Raw genomic sequence first — 17,603 nt, 5'->3', positions numbered from 1 at the left:
TCTCAGCTCTAAACTTGGTTAGTCAATTCAGGTATGACATCAAATAAGTCAGCAACCAAACCATAATCAGCTACTTGAAATATAGGTGCATCTTCATCTTTATTGATTGCCACGATCACTTTGGAGTCTTTCATACCCGCTAAATGTTGTATTGCGCCTGAAATGCCCACAGCGATATACAAATCAGGTGCCACCACTTTACCGGTTTGTCCTACCTGCATATCATTCGGCACAAACCCTGCGTCAACTGCAGCTCTTGAAGCCCCTACTGCCGCTCCTAATTTATCGGCTAAGCTATATAGAATTTCAAAGTTATCCCCGTTGCCCATACCGCGACCACCTGAAACGATCACAGATGCAGCAGTCAATTCAGGTCGATCTGATTTAGCTAGCTCTTCGCCGACGAAACGAGACTGTCCGCTATCGCACTGTTGTGCAATAACGTCAACACTTGCAGAGCCGCCTCCAGGGCTCACTCCGTCAAATCCTGTTCCGCGTATCGTTAATACCTTAATGCTATCATCAGAGGTCACCGTAGCAATGGCGTTACCAGCATAAATAGGTCGCAAGAAGGTGTCAGCAGAAACCACACCGGTTACGTCAGAAATCTGATTCACGTCTAATAGCGCTGCCACGCGAGGGAGATAATTCTTTCCGCTTGTGGTCGCTGGCGCCAATACATGACTGTGTTCATTGATCAGAGTTACGATTAATTTAGCGATATTCTCAGCTAACTGATGCTCGTAGGCTGGGTTGTCCGCGTGCAATACTTTATTCACACCTGCAATACTGACAGCGGCATCGACCACTGCTTGGCATTGATGACCGGCTACTAATAATTCTATATCACCACCAATTTGCTGCGCGGCAGCCAAGGTATTCAACGTGACAGGCTTAAGTGTTTGGTTGTCATGCTCTGCAATTACCAAAATAGTCATATTCGTTATCTCCTTTGAGCGTACTGGTTAAAGTACCTTAGCTTCGTTTTTTAATTTTTCGACTAGTTCAGCCACTGACTTAACCTTAATGCCCGCTTGACGCTGGGCCGGTGCATTAACGCTTTCTAAGGTAATCTTGTTTCTTACTTCCACACCTAACTCAGTCGGCGTTTTCACGTCTAATGGCTTACGTTTCGCTTTCATAATATTAGGTAGCGAGGCATAACGTGGCTCATTCAAACGCAGATCCGTAGTGATAATAGCTGGTAAGTCCAATTCGATAGTTTGCAAACCACCGTCGATTTCACGAGTGACCTGCACCTTATCGCCGTCAACGTTAACTTTTGACGCAAACGTCGCTTGGGGTTGATCAAGTAAAGCTGCTAACATTTGTCCCGTTTGATTGTTGTCTGAATCAATAGACTGCTTGCCTAAAATGACTAAACCTGGTTGCTCTTGTTGAACCACGGCTTTTAATAATTTGGCAATGCTAAGTGCATCAGCGGGTGTATCCAATTCAACCTGAATACCGCGGTCGGCGCCCAATGCAAGTGCGGTGCGAATTTGTTCCTGACAGGCTTTCGTTCCTATCGATACCACAATCACTTCACTCGCGACGCCAGCTTCTTTAAGGCGCACCGCTTCTTCCACGGCAATCTCACAAAAAGGGTTCATCGCCATTTTTACGTTAGTTAAATCAACGTCGCTGTTATCCGCTTTCACGCGTACTTTTACGTTGTAATCAATGACTCGCTTTACCGCTACTAAAATCTTCATATTCGTCTCACTCTGTTTGTGGCCTACTCGGGCATGACCGCTGGGCTTAACTCAGCGTTAGCTGAACAAATTTAGCTTGTTGATGGGTATAAGTGTGGCGTGCATCAGGTCATACCACAAGATCTAAAAAAGCCTATCAATTAACATAAAGGGACAATAGGCAGTCTGGAAACACATCATTTTACGCTTCCTCACCATTGACATTTATCATTAAATGCTTAGCTCACAGCGGATATTTTTGTTTTCTTCTCATTACAAACACCCACAGAATATTAGCCTTAAAGGTCTAAAGACACAGTGCAAAAAGGGTTAGTCCTGTATAAATTTCGTGACATCGTCCTAACGCCCTCCTATCTATTAAGTCTCAGCAAAGCCATCAGAAATGTTTTACAATCCGCGAAATTTTCAATCTGAGCAAATACCCCGCTGCTCATCAACTTAAGAGTATTAAATACCTTTGCTGCTTATCATTGATAATTACGATTCATTTACGCATAACCTTGCTAGGTACTTCGTGACCTTAGGGCAAGAGGTAAAGATAGTACGTAATGATGAAATAACCTGTGAACAAATTGCTGCTTTGGCGCCCGATTATTTAGTCTTATCTCCCGGACCCTGCACACCCAACGAGTCAGGCGTGACGTTAGACGCCATTAATCGCTTTGCAGGGATGATCCCCATGCTTGGCGTATGCCTTGGCCATCAAGCCATAGGCCAGGTATTTGGCGCTAAGGTAGAGCGAGCGAACAATATCAAGCACGGTAAGACGTCCCTCGTAGAACACAATGACAGCCCTCTGTTTAGTGGAATCGACAAGCCTTTTATTGCTACGCGCTATCATTCATTGTTAATTACCGAGTCCACACTACCTGACACATTGGCCGTAACGGCTTGGTGTGAAGAAATACCAGGACAGCGTGAAATAATGGCGATTGAACATCAAAATTTGGCCGTTTACGGAGTGCAATTCCATCCTGAATCGTTACTCAGCGCCAGTGGATTACAAATATTGGCTAACTTTCTGACCGTATCAGCAGATAAAATGACATTAGCCTAGAAAATTACCGCTAAATTAAGGCACAATCCAAACTTATAACGATACTATATATACTGATAAACAAGGCTTTTTGAACCTTTAATGACATCACCTGCTACCAATATACCTTTAGTTGAGTCTCTCTTTAAACAATTGTTTGTCGATATAAAAGAGGCCAAACAACAGCAAGCTGAGCGCAAAGCACCGCCGGTAAGCAAGAAGATTGTGCCGACCCGTGAGTTGCTTGCGGTGGAAAAGCAAGCACGAGAGGACAAGAAGGTTCATCAAGAAAAAGAAGATGATCATGTAGAAAGAGTGTCTGGAAAACTGCATGTAAACATCGCACAGCTACTTGATGAAACACTAAAAGATCACGAATATATTGTGCGCAAAGTATTGTCCATTGATGCGGCAATTCCCAAAATACTGGACTTACTCGCCGTAAAAGCCTGTACGGTTTCCCGCTTAGAAACCTTGGCGATAGAAATTCCATGGTTTTACAAAGATTTACTGAAGATGATCAACTCGGCCAAATACCAACGCCGAGATAGTAAAGGGAAAGTCATCACAGCTGATACCTTGCGTGTTGCCCTGAGCTTTTTTGGTATCGAAAACCTGAAAATGGTGGTGCCTTTTTTAACAATACGTCGCTGTTTACCGCAAATTACCGATCCGTATCCGCAAATTAAACGTCGTATTTGGGAGCAGTCGATTGCCACCGCTATGTCTAGCAAGCGCTTAGCAAGTTTTAACAAAGTCGATGAGAATCATGCTTTCAGTGCGGGGATGTTACAAAGTTTGGGCACCATCGCAGTGGTGAAGTTGTATTTTAGGTTATTTGACCAAGTACAACTTGGCGCCCTTAAAGAGGCCCAAGACACCCTCAACCATCAACGCCACGCGGCGCTGACAAAAGTTGAACCGTCAGGCGACGTGTTGTTGACTCTGCTCGATAAATACGCCGCTCAAACGACGGCAGACATAGTGAACAACCTGCAATTTACCCGCTTAAATTTGCACGAGGCGTTTGCACAGCTGGGATTAACCGATCCCGGCGAAGAACCATTACCGTTAACCAAGGTATTGAAACAAGGTAATGCATACGCCAAATACCGCATATTAAAATTTCATAATTTAGTCAGCAATGAGCAAGCCAAAGAATATCTGCGTGATTTTGCTTTTCCAGTTGGCTCTTTAGAGTCGTTGAAAACCACAGATATGCGCTCAATTGGCTTAGAAAACGAAAATAACGGCTAAATCGTAAAAAAATCGGTAAATATTCATGCAACAGCATTTTTCGTTGCAACATCTGTATAACTTGGCACCCGTGGCGCTAAGCACAGACACCCGGATCTAATTTCCTATTCACTAGATTAAATACTTATTCACTATTCCTGCAAATTAACTCAACCCCTTTAAAAATAAGGGGTTAGCTACATTTCCTTTGCAGACAAGTCCAATTTAATCTGAAATAATGGTTGCCTATTTTATGCCCTTGGCTATTAAATTTGGAGACAACCTGAATGCAAGTTACCCGCGAATTATTTAACGAAGTAATGGTTCCTAACTACAATCCTGCTGACATCATTCCAGTACGCGGCTTAGGTGCACGTATATGGGATCAGGCCGGAGACGAGTACATCGATTTCGCTGGCGGTATCGCAGTTAACGTTCTAGGTCATTGTCATCCTGAGTTGGTGGCCGTTCTTAAAGAGCAAGGCGAAAAGCTTTGGCATTTAAGCAATGTATTAACCAATGAGCCCGTACTGCGCTTAGCGAAAAAACTCACTGATTCGACTTTTGCTGAAAAAGCTTATTTCGCCAACTCAGGTGCTGAAGCCAATGAAGCAGCCCTTAAATTGGCACGTCGTTTTGCCCTGGACAATTACGGGCCAGAAAAAGACCAGATCATTGCCTTCAATCAAGGCTTTCATGGTCGTACGTTTTTCACGGTAACTGTCGGTGGTCAAACGGCTTATTCTGATGGTTTTGGTCCTAAGCCAGGTGGTATTGAGCATGTTGATTACAACGATCTAAGTGCACTTGAAGCTATCATGTCTGATCGCACTTGCGCCGTCATGATGGAGCCATTACAAGGTGAAGGCGGCATTATCAGCCCCAGCCAATCTTTTGTACAAGGCGTACGTGACCTATGTGACAAGCACAATGCATTGCTTATTTTCGATGAAGTTCAGTCTGGCGTTGGCCGTACTGGTGAGCTTTTCGCATATATGGGTTTAGGCGTTACACCTGATATTTTAACGTCCGCAAAAGCGTTAGGCGGGGGGTTCCCCATTGGCGCCATGCTCACTACGACGGCAATTGCTGCACATTTAAAAGTCGGCACCCACGGCAGCACCTACGGTGGTAATCCACTTGCATGTGCCGTTGCCGAGCGCGTGTTAGATATCGTAAACACCCCTGAAGTGCTCACTGGCGTTAAGAAAAAAGAACAACAGTTCCGTGATGGATTACAAGTCATCAATGACAAGTATCAGGTATTTGACGAAATTCGTGGTAAAGGCCTGTTATTAGGCTGTGCCCTAAATGACAAATTTAAGGGCCGTGCTCGTGACTTCTTGGTTGCCAGTGCAAAGGAGAAACTTATGTGCCTAGTGGCTGGCGCAAATGTGGTGCGCTTCGCGCCATCGTTAATCATTACTGATGCTGATATTCAGGATGGTTTGGCACGTTTCGAGCGTGCAGTTGCCGCAGTCGTAAACGCTTAAACTACTGTAGAGATTACGACCATGATGATTATTCGCCCGATTAAGCCCAGTGATTACTCAGCGCTGTATAACATTGCAGAGGAATCCGGGATCGGATTCACGTCACTGCCGGTAAATGAAAGCTTGCTGCAAAGTAAAATCGCTGATTCACAAACGGCTTTCAAGGCACATATCAGTCAACCTGGCAACGAAAGCTACCTGTTTGTAATGGAGAATTCAGCGACAGGTGAAGTCGTAGGTACCAGTGGAATTGCTTCGAGTGTGGGACTTGATGACGCGTTTTATCACTATCACTTAAGTAAAGTGGTACACGCTTCCCGGGAGCTTGATATATACAATACAGCAGAAATTTTAACCCTGTGTAATGACTACACTGGCGTTTCGGAAATCTGCACCTTGTTTTTACGTGAGTCTGCCCGTCACGGTAATTGTGGTCGTTTTCTATCTAAAGTGCGCTTCTTGTTTATGATGGAACACAAAGCGCGTTTTGCTGAAACCGTTATTGCAGAAATGCGCGGTATCAGCGATGAAACAGGTAAGTCGCCGTTTTGGCAATGGCTAGAAGAGCATTTCTTCTCCATGGACTTCCCCACCGCAGATTACCTCACTGGCATAGGGCAAAAACAATTCATTGCTGAATTGATGCCCAAGTATCCGATTTACGTCAGTTTGCTTAGCAAAGAAGCCCAAGCCGTCATTGGTAAGGTCCATGACAAAACCCAGCCCGCCCTGCGTTTACTTGAGTCAGAAGGTTTTAGCTGCCGTGGTTATGTTGATATTTTCGATGCTGGCCCGACAGTAGAAGCCAACCTAACGCATATCCGTACCGCTCAGGCGAGTCGTAAATTAGCGATTAAGATAGACGAGCAAACCGTTGACTCAGATACAGAATATTTTGTGATCAACTGTAAAATCGCTGAATTTCGAGCTATCGCCACGTCTCTTAATATCGATGAAGCGAACGAACTAGCCATTATTTCTCAAGCGGACGCAGAGCAACTTGACGTGCAAAACGGCGATTTCATCCGTTTTGCCCCGACAACTTTCAAGGTATAAAACATGACACAACAAACGCATTATATCGCTGGTCAATGGCACGCAGGTCAAGGCCATGCTGTTGAATCAATCGACCCAGCAAAAAAAGTACAAATTTGGCACGCAAAGTCTGCTTCCGCCCAACAAGTAAATGAAGCCGTCAACAGCGCCCGAGCCGCAACAGTTTCATGGGCGACTTTGTCCTTCGAGCAGCGTTTAGCCTACGTGAAACGTTTTGCTGAATTGCTGGTTGAAAACAAAGACATGTTAGCGCTAACTATCGCCCAAGAAACAGGTAAGCCGTTGTGGGAAACCGCCACGGAAGTAGGCGCAATGATAGGTAAAATCGCGATTTCTGAACGTGCTTATCAGGAACGCACCGGCTTAGTTGAAAACCCGATGCCGGTAGGTAAAGCATTTATTCGCCATAAGCCCCACGGCGTAGTGGCTGTATTCGGCCCTTACAACTTCCCAGGACATTTGCCCAACGGGCATATTGTGCCTGCGTTGTTAGCTGGAAACTGTATCGTCTTTAAGCCTAGCGATTTAACGCCGCTGGTAGCCGAAAGAACCGTTCAGTTATGGGAAAAAGCAGGCTTACCCAAAGGGGTATTAAACCTAGTACAAGGTGAAGTAGAAACAGGTAAAGCACTAGCTGCACACCCTGATCTTGATGGCTTATTTTTCACTGGCAGCTCACGCACAGGTAAAATATTACACGAGCAATATGCGAGTCATCCTGGCAAAATATTGGCTCTTGAAATGGGTGGTAATAACCCCCTTATCGTTAAAGACGTCAGCGATATTGATGCGGCCGTACACGATATCATTCAATCCGCTTTCGTGACTTCAGGTCAACGCTGTACCTGTGCCCGCAAGCTATTTATCGAGAAAAACGAGCAAGGCGATGCCATTTTAGCTCGCTTGATTGAAGTTACCAAAAACATCAAAGTGGGTAATTATGACGCTGACGAGCAACCATTTATGGGGGCGATGATTTCTAAAAGTGCCGCAAATTCAATGGTTATGGCTCAGCAACAATTACGTGATTTAGGTGCAACCTCACTGGTAGAGCTAACGCATTTAGACACTGAATCAGGGTTTGTCAGCCCAGGTATCATTGATGTAACGGCTATGGTTGAACAAATGCCTGACGAAGAGCATTTTGGCCCATTGTTGAAGGTGATTCGTTTTGATGATTTCGACCGCGCGATCGAACTAGGCAACAATACTAAGTTTGGTTTATCCGCTGGACTGTTGTCAGATAGCGAAGACTTATATCAGCATTTTTATCAGCGCATTCGTGCTGGTATCGTCAACTGGAACCGTCCTATCACGGGTGCCAGTGGTGCGGCTCCATTTGGTGGCGTCGGTGAAAGTGGCAATCACAGAGCCAGCGCATATTATGCTGCAGACTACTGCGCATACCCAGTGGCATCAGTTGAACTGGAAAAAGTTGCTTTACCGGCAAGTTTAAATCCAGGCTTGAACTTCTAAACACTCAGTCGACTCATATGAGTACGTTTAGGTACACAACACATGAACATTAAAAGCCTGCTATGCAGGCTTTTTTACATTTGCAGCAATAAAAAAGCGATTTTAGGGGTGACATGAGATGGTTTACAAATTAAAATCAATTAATAATATAATAGTATTAATTAACTAATTATTAATATGGTGTGTCTAATGTCTAAATTTGATCCGGTAGATCATTCTCATCGTCGCCGTAATCCACTCACAAATGACTGGGTACTTGTGTCACCACACAGGGCTAAGCGCCCATGGCAAGGCCAGGTTGAAAAACCGCAACAAAACGACAGTGTCGCCCACGACCCTAGCTGTTTTTTATGTGCTGGTAATACCCGTATTAACGGCGAAGTGAATCCTGAATATAAAGATACTTTTGTATTCACTAACGATTTCGCCGCATTGATGAAAGACACACCTGCATCGGAACAAGTTAACGATGACTTATTCACAGTCGAAGCGGCTCGCGGCACCAGCCGCGTGATCTGTTTTTCACCTGCACATAATAAATCATTACCAGAGTTGCCCTTGCCTGCACTTGAAAAAGTCGTGCAAACCTGGTGCGACCAAGTCGCGGATCTGTCGAAAGAGTACGCTTGGGTGCAAGTGTTCGAAAATAAAGGCGCTGCTATGGGTTGCTCTAACCCGCATCCTCACGGACAAGTTTGGGCCAATGATTTTATTCCCAATGAAGTACGCAAAGCCGATGTGAATCAGCGCGCGTATTTTGACAAACACGCTAGCGCACTGTTATTAGATTACGCGCAAAAAGAATCAGCGAGTGGCGAACGTACAGTGGTCGAAACCGACCACTGGATAGCCGTTGTACCTTATTGGGCAGCTTGGCCGTTCGAAACCTTGCTGATGCCTAAATTCAGCTGTGCCCGCTTTGACGAAATGAATGATGCCCAGCAAGCTGATTTAGCATTAGCGCTGAAAAAATTGACGAGCCGATACGATAACCTATTCCAATGCTCTTTCCCCTATTCAATGGGTTGGCATGGCGCACCGCATAATACTGATGTGACAGAACACTGGCAGTTGCACGCACATTTTTATCCGCCGCTTTTACGTTCAGCTACTGTACGTAAATTCATGGTGGGTTATGAAATGATGGCTGAGCCACAACGTGACCTAACACCAGAACAAGCAGCTCAAAAGTTACAAGCACTCAGTGATGTACATTACAACGAAGCAAACGGAGCCTAGAGCAATGAAAATCATTTCTCAACAAGCAATTGATGATCTAAATGCCATCTACCAGCACATATTTGAAACTGCACCTGAACGTCATTTTCAAGCTCCCGGACGCGTTAATTTAATTGGTGAACATACTGACTACAACGACGGTTTTGTATTGCCCTGTGCTATCAATTACCAGACATTAGTTGCTGTTACTCCGCGAGAAGACAACTTAGTGCGTGTTGTCGCTGCCGATTACGACAATGAGCGTGATGAATTTTCCTTAAGCTCAGCTATTGAGCCACACCCTACTCAACTGTGGAGCAACTATATTCGCGGCGTCATTAAGCACCTTCAGCTACGTGGTTTACAGCTTAAAGGCGTTGATATGGTGGTCACGGGTAATGTGCCACAGGGTGCTGGGTTAAGCTCTTCCGCCTCACTGGAAGTAGCTATCGGCGAAACATTCCGTCAGTTATTTGATCTTCCATTAACCTCAGCAGATGTGGCGCTTAACGGTCAAGAGGCTGAAAACCAATTTGTAGGCTGTAACTGCGGCATTATGGATCAGATGGTTAGCGCGTGTGGCGCACAAAACAACGCCTTGTTACTCGATTGTCGCTCACTGGAAACTCAGCTTATCTCGATGCCCAAAGAACTTGATGTGGTTATCATCAACTCTAATGTTAAACGCGGTTTAGTTGACAGCGAATACAATACTCGCCGAGAGCAATGTGAAGAAGCCGCTAGGATCTTAGGAATAAAAGCCTTACGTGATATTAGCTTAACCGACTTACAAGCCCAAAAAGACAAGTTACCTGAAGTGGTTTATCGCCGTGCCCATCACGTGGTATCAGACAGCGAACGTACACTTCAAGCGGCAGATGCATTACGCGCCGGTGATGCAAAAACCCTATCGGCATTGATGGCTGAATCACATGCTTCCATGCGTGATGATTTCGAAATTACCGTCAAACCTATCGATTTTATCGTCGCAACCTTAGCAGAATACCTAGGTGAGCATGGCGGTGTACGTATGACAGGCGGTGGTTTTGGTGGCTGTATCGTGGCCTTAATGCCACGAGAAATGGTCGCTGGCGCTCAGCAGCTTATTGCCGAGCGTTATCATGCCGAGACAGGCTATCAAGAAACCTTCTATGTTTGTTGTGCAAGTGATGGTGCAGGTGAAGTCCGCTTTTAAGCGCTTATTCCTCGCTCAGTCCTTGTTATTCAAAATAAGGTAGTGGTTATCCTAGATAACTCACTACCTTTTTTTATGCCTGATGTTGTTAACCTAGCCTTAGCTTTTTTTGGCTACCGTGACTAACAACATCCCCCCTAAAATCCCCACGGATGACAACATTAAATGAGAAGTAATCGGCTCGTCCACCAGCAACACCCCACCAAATGCTGCGATTATCGGTACAGACAACTGACAAACTGCCGCCACACTATTATCCAATAGCGGTAAAACCTGATACCAAATTGCGTAGCCAATACCTGATGCAAGCGCACCCGATGCGAGTGCATAGGCAATGCCTTCAAACGTCAAATTAGCCGTGGGCATAAACACCGCCATTAATATTAACCCCAGTGGCAAACAACGAAGAAAATTCGCCCCTGTAGACTCAAGGGCATGAGTGGATTTAGCCCCTGCTAAACTGTACATACCCCAAGCTACGCCGGCGAGCGCCATCACTACCAAGCCAATGACACTGGGCGACGACAACTCTGGCAAAACAAAATAGACAAAGCTTAACAGCGAAATTAAAACCCCGACTGCCGCCATGATGCTCAACCTTCTACCACCGAACCAGCCAATAAACAGCATAGTGAATTGCACCGCAGCGAATAAAATCAATGCTCCTGTGGCGGTGGGAAGTGTCACATAAGCATAAGAAAATGCCCCAGCGTAGGCGAATAAATACGATGCTTGCCGCCAACTACCGTAGGCATTTAACGACTTGAAACTGCTGACACTCTTAGGGGCTTTAACTAACATGATAAGGCCCAGCACCAAAGCTGCAGACGCAAGACGAATACCAGTAAAGCTCATAGGGTCCATGCTCTGTTCATCTAACGCTAAGCGACAAAATACAGAGTTGGCGGCGAACGCTAACAGAGTCAAAAACGTTAATGAAACGAGGGATATTAATGACATAACTTACAGTAACAACCAAGTAGCTGTGCCTAAAAAGGCAAAAATCCCCACCACATCAGTGATGGTGGTCAAGATCACGCTACCGGCAAGCGCAGGATCAATATTCATTCGTTTCATCATGATCGGTAACATGGCACCGGCGAGTCCCGCCGCAATCATATTGATCATCATGGCAAAGGCAATCACGCCACCAAGCATCAAATCTTGTTTCCAAAGGGCAATAACAGAAGCAATAAGCAAGGCCCAAATCACCCCGTTAAAGAAACCGATGGCAAGCTCTTTACCGATCAACCATCGCGCATTGCTATCACTAACATGCCCCAAAGCCATGCCTCGAATAACCAAGGTCAAAGTTTGATTTCCCGCCGCACCGCCCATACTGGGCACTATGGTATTTAATATGGCTAATACCGCTAGTTGGCTTAAGGTTGCTTCGAACATATCGCTCACAGCTGCCGCCATTAATGCAGTAAACAGATTCACACCTAACCAAACGGAGCGCTTTTTGGTACTTTTAATAACGGGGGCGAACGTGTCTTCTTCATCTGCCAAACCCGCCATACTCATCATGGAGTGCTCTGCGCCTTCACGAATAATATCAACGACATCATCAATGGTGATACGACCAACCAAGTGATTTTCCTTGTCAACCACTGGGGCTGACAGCCAATCGTAACGCTCGAATAAGCTAGCTACCTCGTTTTCATTCATATCAACCGGCACAGTGACCGAGTCTTGCGTCATCAACTTTTCAACTTTGACAGTTGGCCTCGCCGTTAGTAATGCAATAACCGGTACACTGCCAATCAACTCGTCATTACGATTGACTACGTAGAAGGTATCCGTGCCCTTCGGAATGTTTCCTTTTAGGCGCAGGTAACGCAAAATCACATCCACCGTGACTTCGGGACGCAGCGTCACCGTATCTGTGTTCATGATAAAACCAGCGGTGTCTTCGCCGTAAGACAATGCCTGCTCGGCGCGCTGACGGTCTTGCTCGTCCATTGAACTTAAGGCGTCTTGAGACACGGCTTCAGGCAAACCACTGAGGGTTTCCACCAAATCATCGGTGTCCATTTCTTCTAGCGCATCAGCCAGAATTTCAGGCACCATTTGACGAATAATACCGTTGCGCACGTCCTCAGAAAGATCTTCCAGTACGTCACTGTATTGTTCTGGCTCGATTAACTGCCAGATTTCCGAACGCGTTCTGCTGCGGCTAGATTCAAGCAACAAGGCCACATCACAAGATGGCATAGTGCTCAGCATCTCGCGCACCTGTACTATCATCCCGTCGTTTAAGGCGAAGTTAATCTCTTCGATTTGATTGCTAAGTTTTTTTGCTTCTTTAGAATCAGGCATAGAATGTATTTACCTAGAAAACGTGTGCTTAACATCTTGATTTATGGATTATATTCTAATGGATGCTGGGCACGATAGCAGTACTAAAATTCTCCTTTTTTGTGATTTAATACCCAGCGATTGCATTATTTAAAAACACGGCCAATTTAACACTGGGCGCTCAGACCCATTTGCGCCACAATATTGCGCTTAATGTTGACTTAAGCTGTTACAGATACGCTACGCTTTTGCACAAATAGGGTATACACAATGCGAATTTTACTTGTTGAAGATGACATCTCTTTGAGTGATGCCCTTAGCCAATCGCTACGCAGCGAAGGCTATGCCATCAATAGTGTGGCCACTGGGGCTCAGGCACTGCTCGCCATCGCCACAGGTGAATTTACGCTGATGATTTTAGATTTAGGCTTGCCAGACATGGACGGGCTAGATGTACTACGCCAAGCACATCGCAAGAAACAAGGGCTGCCAACCCTCATTTTAACCGCTCGTGACAGCATGACTGACAAAATTACGGGGCTAGACACAGGGGCTGATGATTACTTAGCCAAGCCCTTTGATATGCAAGAATTGCTTGCCCGTCTTAGAGTGATGGAACGTAGGCTTGGCACAGCCGATAGCTCTATTGTCACAATAGGCGCGGTGACATTAGACTTAGCAAGTCATCAAATTCAGGTCGGTGGCGAGGCAAAAGAATTGTCCCGCAGAGAATTTATGCTTATTAAAGCTTTAATGGAAAATGCTGGACGCATCCAGTCAAAAAGTCAGCTTGAAACAAAACTGTATGAATGGGGTGATGAGTTATCCAGTAATGCCATAGAAGTACATATTCATAATTTACGTAAAAAACTACCAAAAGACTTTATTAAAACCATTCGTGGTGTGGGATATAGCGTCACAACCCGAGCGAGCACCTAAGCTAAATGTATTCCATTCGCCGCCAGCTAACTCTGCTGCTCATCGCATTGCTGATATTAATCACTTTCAGCGCAGCACTGCAGGGCTATCGCTCCAGTATGTTGAAGTCTTCTGAACTGTTTGATGCCGAATTGATTGCCCTTGCCAACAGTTTTGGTCAAGTCGCCTTGCTGCAACAGGCACAAACGTTTGATGCAGGAGACCAAATCGCGGTGCAGCTATGGAAAAACACTCAACTTTTTGTCAATTCAACCAATACCCCAACACATAAAATAGGCAAATTCGCTAAGGGCTACTCCGACAAAAATTTTTCCGGTAAGCGTTGGCGTGTTTATTCACAATCCACAAGCAACGATGACGTATGGGTAATGGTGGGCCAGCCGCTTCAGAGTCGCTTCGAGTTGGCGGATAAAATGATTATTTCCGCCATGGCTCCAATTATTTGGACCATCCCTCTATTAGCCGTGATCATTTATTTTGCTGTTAGTCGAGGGTTACGGCCTTTACGCAGTTTGTCTGACGCCTTGCGTCATCGCTCGCCACGCAACTTTGAGCCGCTTATATTAGACCAACCAGCAGTCGAACTCTCCCCAATGGTGACCACGCTCAACTCCTTGCTCGCTCGGTTACAAGCCGCTTTTGAACGAGAGCAACAATTTGCCTCAAACGCCGCCCACGAACTACGCACACCGTTAAGCGTGTTAAAAATAAACCTGCATAATTTACGTAAAGAAGCGATAAGCGACAGCAATACCCAGCGTATCGATAAACTCCATGAAGACACTGACCGCATGATACATGCGATAAATCAGATATTATTATTAAGCCGTACCAACCCAGAGTATTTTGAAGCTAACAGTAGTCAAGTTGATGTGTATCAAGTCGCCCAGAACGTCATTTCTGACATGTATACCAACATCGACAACAAACAGCAGACCATAGAGTTAATTGGTAAACCACAAGTCATATTAAGCAGTGAGTTTGCATTATTGACGCTGTTGCACAACTTAATTGGTAACGCGCATAAATACGCACCACTTGATGGTAGAATCCAAGTACAAGTGTACCAAGATGGTCAAGATGTGTTGATTCAGGTAGATGATTCAGGCAGTGGCTTAAACGACGATGAGTATGCCAAAGTGCTCGAGCGCTTTTACCGTTCAAGTAAACACATAGAGAAAAAGGGCCAAGGTATCGGCCTTGGCCTAGCGATAGTGAAACAAATTGTCGATTTGCACACGGGTCGTATCCATCTACAACGTTCTGCTTTAGGAGGGCTGTCGGTTCAAGTCTTCTTACCCCGGAGCAGAAAACGCGAGGTGAGCATTGCACAAGTATAAGTCCCCTCTCACGTTACTAATACTGTTGCACTCGGCGGCCGCTTTGGCCTTGCCCGAAATGACGATAACGATCCGCGACCATTTGTTCTACCCAGCGGAAGTTATTGTGCCTGCGGGCAAGAAGGTCAAACTAATTTTCATAAACCAAGATGATACACCAGAAGAAATCGACAGCTTCGAGTTAAACCGTGAAAAGGTTATATTCGGTAACGCCCAGGCCAATGTATTCATTGGCCCATTAGAAGAAGGGCAATACACTTTTTTTGGCGAATATCACCCAGCCAGCGCAGTAGGCAAAGTTATAGCCGTGTCACCTGAGACTTTCGACAATGCTCATTAACACAGTGGTTCTTTTCTTACGCGATGCACTACCGATTTTCGTACTCTTGAGCTTGCTGCGTGTTTACGCGAGCCCAAAATGGCGTCATCTATTGGCTGGTGTAGGCGTGGGGATCATGCTGGCAGCACTGGTCGTGGCGAATCAGCATACCGTCAGTCAGTGGTATCAGGGCTCTGGTTACGAGTTGCTCAAGTGCATCACGTTAATTACCGCTTACATGCTAGCAGCTTGGCTTATCATCAAAGAGCCAAAACACGTCTACTGGCTCGCAGCTACCATAGTAGCAGTATTTGTGGTGCCAAGAAGTGCAGATTTTTCTGTATTCGTGGTGGGATTTTGGTTTCAAAAAGATGCCCTAGTCCCCATATTGCTCGGCACAACTTTAGGTTTGGGGATCTGCGTCAGCGTAGCGGTTTTGCTCGATGTGCTACTTAGCAGTGTGACTAAATCTGCCGTTGTACGCACTGCTTTCGCATTGTTTGTGGCCGGTCAGATTGCAAACGTGATTTTATTATTACAACAAATTGACTGGTTAGCCGACCCAGGTCCTTTATGGAACATGGGTGTAATCATCGCCGATGAAAGTGAATACGGGCATCTGCTTAAGGTACTGATTGGCTACGAAGCCGCGCCCAGTAGTTTCTATTTACTCACCTTATTTATCGCTTTGCTTCTGCCCTTACTCATGCGAGCTATACGCTTATACGTGCAGCGCAATAGCCGTTCAAAACCGGAGTACCAAGCATGATCACCCGTCACGCCATGCTGCTCGTTTTCAGCCCAATGCTTGTTACGACAACAGCTACCGCAGGTCATAAAATCATTAGTAACAATGTGGTAGATAAAATATATCACCCTTATGTATTACCCCTAGAACAAGAATTTGAATGGCGCTTTATGTCACGCCAAAATGATGATGGTAACTCATTGGTGCAACGACTTGCCTACGGCCGCTCGATTAATGAACGGGTCGCTGTTGAGGTCAACTTAGTCGGTGATCGTGATCAAAAAGACGACTTTGGCCTAGTCTCCTATGAGTTAGCAGCCAGGTGGATGATCACCGAACAAGGTAAGTATTTCGCAGATTGGGGCGCATTATTTGAAATTGAAAAAGAAGTACAAAGAGACGCTTGGGAATTCACTTCCGGCATACTGGTTGAAAAAGAATTTGGCCGAACAAGCATTACCGGTAACTACCTAGTGGTATATAAATTTGGCAATGTAGTGGATAACTCATTCCACTCTGAATTTAGAATGCAATATCGCTACCGTTTTATTCCAGAGATTCAACCGGCACTTGAACTATACACCGCAGAGGATTTTGTCGGCCTGGGCCCCTCATTTATGGGTATTCATCGCTTTGACGGGCAGAAGCAAATCAAATGGGAAATGGGTTTTATTGCCGGCTTAAATGGGGATAGTAAGGATCATACTCTGCGTGCATCAGTAGAGTATGAGTTTTAGCGTTTGTTTTATGTGCTGTGCGTACTTCATACCCTGCAACCACGAGGCATTTTCTGCACGAACATTATGCACTGAGAGCATTGTCATCCCCATCCTTAAGGCCTATAGCACTGCATGAAGTGCCTTGCCGGCACAATACCCACTCTAACAGATTGGTATAGGATATTTCATTTAGCGCCGTGAAGCGCAATACAGCCATTTCGGTATGAATGAATACCCGGTGCTGATAATTCTTTAGTAAGCAAAGGACTAACATTTAAAGGCTTAAAAAGCCGCGAAGATCGTTTGCTCCACACGGCTTTTTTGATGGGTTCTGTTTTATCTTATGAATTTACTCGGTGATAAATTCGGCTTGGTCTTTATCGGCAGTGGCTAGAGCGTCTTTGTCCCGTACGTTTTTTTGTACGGTTACCGCGGCGAATAGACTTAATACATAGGCCATGGCATAGAAGCCTTTTTCACTCAATGCTAATTCCGCGTTGTATAAACCTACGGCTAATAATGCGATAGCGAAGCCTGATGATGCCCATGATAAGGTTTGGTAAATACTTGAGGTTTTGATGCCCTCTGCTTTATCACGTATCGTTTTTTGTAGCGATACCATTGAGAACAAACCGTAGAGCATAATAATCAAGTAGTAACCTTTTTCGTTTAGTGGCATTTCTGCATTGACTAAGCCGATACCGTAAGCCACGGTACCAATAACTAATGCTGCTACCGATGCCAACGTATAAGATTTTGTAGGTGCTTGAATTGTCATTTGTTTGTCCCTTTTCATTTTGGTTAATTAACCT

At 45.2% G+C, this 17,603-nt stretch carries 17 protein-coding genes; 12 read left to right on the top strand and 5 right to left on the bottom strand.

Annotated elements, in window-relative coordinates; genetic code table 11:
• Positions 1-8: 8 nt before the first annotated feature.
• Positions 9-938: an electron transfer flavoprotein subunit alpha/FixB family protein gene (locus GPLA_RS14930; RefSeq protein WP_007105775.1), complete on the bottom strand. Its 930-nt coding sequence runs from the start codon at positions 936-938 to the stop codon at positions 9-11.
• A gap of 27 nt (positions 939-965) precedes the next feature.
• On the bottom strand, positions 966-1,715 hold the full coding sequence (locus tag GPLA_RS14925; protein WP_007105774.1) for an electron transfer flavoprotein subunit beta/FixA family protein: 750 nt from the start codon (positions 1,713-1,715) through the stop codon (positions 966-968).
• 457 nt (positions 1,716-2,172) lie between these two features.
• Here GPLA_RS14925 and GPLA_RS14920 point away from each other — a divergent pair, with 457 nt between their 5' ends.
• The 7 genes from GPLA_RS14920 to galK all read left to right on the top strand — a co-directional run bounded on the left by GPLA_RS14920 (position 2,173) and on the right by galK (position 10,425).
• Entirely contained in the window at positions 2,173-2,772 is a 600-nt protein-coding gene (locus GPLA_RS14920) for an anthranilate synthase component II (RefSeq protein WP_040514963.1), read from the top strand.
• Positions 2,773-2,853: 81 nt separating this feature from the next.
• Positions 2,854-4,008: an HDOD domain-containing protein gene (locus tag GPLA_RS14915; protein WP_007105772.1), complete on the top strand. Its 1,155-nt coding sequence runs from the start codon at positions 2,854-2,856 to the stop codon at positions 4,006-4,008.
• 266 nt (positions 4,009-4,274) lie between these two features.
• Entirely contained in the window at positions 4,275-5,480 is a 1,206-nt protein-coding gene (locus GPLA_RS14910) for an aspartate aminotransferase family protein (RefSeq protein ID WP_007105771.1), read from the top strand.
• A gap of 21 nt (positions 5,481-5,501) precedes the next feature.
• The gene (gene astA / locus GPLA_RS14905; protein WP_007105770.1) at positions 5,502-6,536 is read left to right on the top strand and encodes an arginine N-succinyltransferase; all 1,035 of its coding nucleotides are present in this window, start codon (positions 5,502-5,504) and stop codon (positions 6,534-6,536) included.
• 3 nt (positions 6,537-6,539) lie between these two features.
• Positions 6,540-8,012 carry a succinylglutamate-semialdehyde dehydrogenase gene (astD, locus tag GPLA_RS14900; RefSeq protein ID WP_007105769.1) on the top strand — a complete coding sequence of 491 codons (1,473 nt, stop codon included), beginning with the start codon at positions 6,540-6,542 and terminating at the stop codon, positions 8,010-8,012.
• Positions 8,013-8,201: 189 nt separating this feature from the next.
• On the top strand, positions 8,202-9,251 hold the full coding sequence (locus tag GPLA_RS14895) for a UDP-glucose--hexose-1-phosphate uridylyltransferase (RefSeq protein WP_007105768.1): 1,050 nt from the start codon (positions 8,202-8,204) through the stop codon (positions 9,249-9,251).
• A gap of 4 nt (positions 9,252-9,255) precedes the next feature.
• Positions 9,256-10,425, top strand: a complete 1,170-nt coding sequence (gene galK / locus GPLA_RS14890; protein WP_007105767.1) for a galactokinase — start codon at positions 9,256-9,258, stop codon at positions 10,423-10,425.
• Positions 10,426-10,524: 99 nt separating this feature from the next.
• Here galK and GPLA_RS14885 read toward each other — a convergent pair whose 3' ends face one another.
• Both GPLA_RS14885 and mgtE read right to left on the bottom strand, forming a co-directional pair.
• A complete protein-coding gene (locus GPLA_RS14885) occupies positions 10,525-11,385 on the bottom strand; it encodes a DMT family transporter (RefSeq protein ID WP_007105766.1) in 861 nt (286 codons plus the stop codon).
• A 3-nt stretch (positions 11,386-11,388) separates the two neighbouring features.
• The gene (gene mgtE / locus GPLA_RS14880; RefSeq protein ID WP_007105765.1) at positions 11,389-12,747 is read right to left on the bottom strand and encodes a magnesium transporter; all 1,359 of its coding nucleotides are present in this window, start codon (positions 12,745-12,747) and stop codon (positions 11,389-11,391) included.
• A gap of 249 nt (positions 12,748-12,996) precedes the next feature.
• Here mgtE and GPLA_RS14875 point away from each other — a divergent pair, with 249 nt between their 5' ends.
• From GPLA_RS14875 to GPLA_RS14855, 5 genes are read left to right on the top strand one after another with little or no spacing between them, the layout of a single operon-like run.
• Positions 12,997-13,665, top strand: coding sequence for a response regulator (locus GPLA_RS14875; RefSeq protein ID WP_007105764.1), 669 nt, complete (start codon positions 12,997-12,999; stop codon positions 13,663-13,665).
• Positions 13,666-13,670: 5 nt separating this feature from the next.
• The gene (locus GPLA_RS14870; RefSeq protein WP_007105763.1) at positions 13,671-15,005 is read left to right on the top strand and encodes a sensor histidine kinase; all 1,335 of its coding nucleotides are present in this window, start codon (positions 13,671-13,673) and stop codon (positions 15,003-15,005) included.
• Complete coding sequence (locus tag GPLA_RS14865) at positions 14,992-15,345, top strand: cupredoxin domain-containing protein (RefSeq protein ID WP_040514961.1); 354 nt, start codon at positions 14,992-14,994, stop codon at positions 15,343-15,345. Before GPLA_RS14870 ends, GPLA_RS14865 begins: the two co-directional genes overlap by 14 nt.
• Positions 15,335-16,093: a hypothetical protein gene (locus GPLA_RS14860; protein WP_040514960.1), complete on the top strand. Its 759-nt coding sequence runs from the start codon at positions 15,335-15,337 to the stop codon at positions 16,091-16,093. The genes GPLA_RS14865 and GPLA_RS14860 overlap by 11 nt, the downstream gene beginning before the upstream one ends.
• A 35-nt stretch (positions 16,094-16,128) precedes the next feature.
• The gene (locus GPLA_RS14855) at positions 16,129-16,809 is read left to right on the top strand and encodes a hypothetical protein (protein WP_226993125.1); all 681 of its coding nucleotides are present in this window, start codon (positions 16,129-16,131) and stop codon (positions 16,807-16,809) included.
• A gap of 331 nt (positions 16,810-17,140) precedes the next feature.
• Here the strand turns inward: GPLA_RS14855 and yiaA are convergent, their stop codons facing one another.
• Entirely contained in the window at positions 17,141-17,569 is a 429-nt protein-coding gene (yiaA, locus tag GPLA_RS14850) for an inner membrane protein YiaA (RefSeq protein ID WP_007105758.1), read from the bottom strand.
• Positions 17,570-17,603: the final 34 nt, after the last annotated feature.

Source organism: Paraglaciecola polaris LMG 21857, from assembly GCF_000315055.1.
Classification (GTDB): Bacteria; Pseudomonadota; Gammaproteobacteria; order Enterobacterales; family Alteromonadaceae; genus Paraglaciecola; species Paraglaciecola polaris.
The sequence above is the reverse complement of the archived record's forward strand: the minus strand, read 5'-3'. Positions and strand labels throughout refer to the sequence as shown.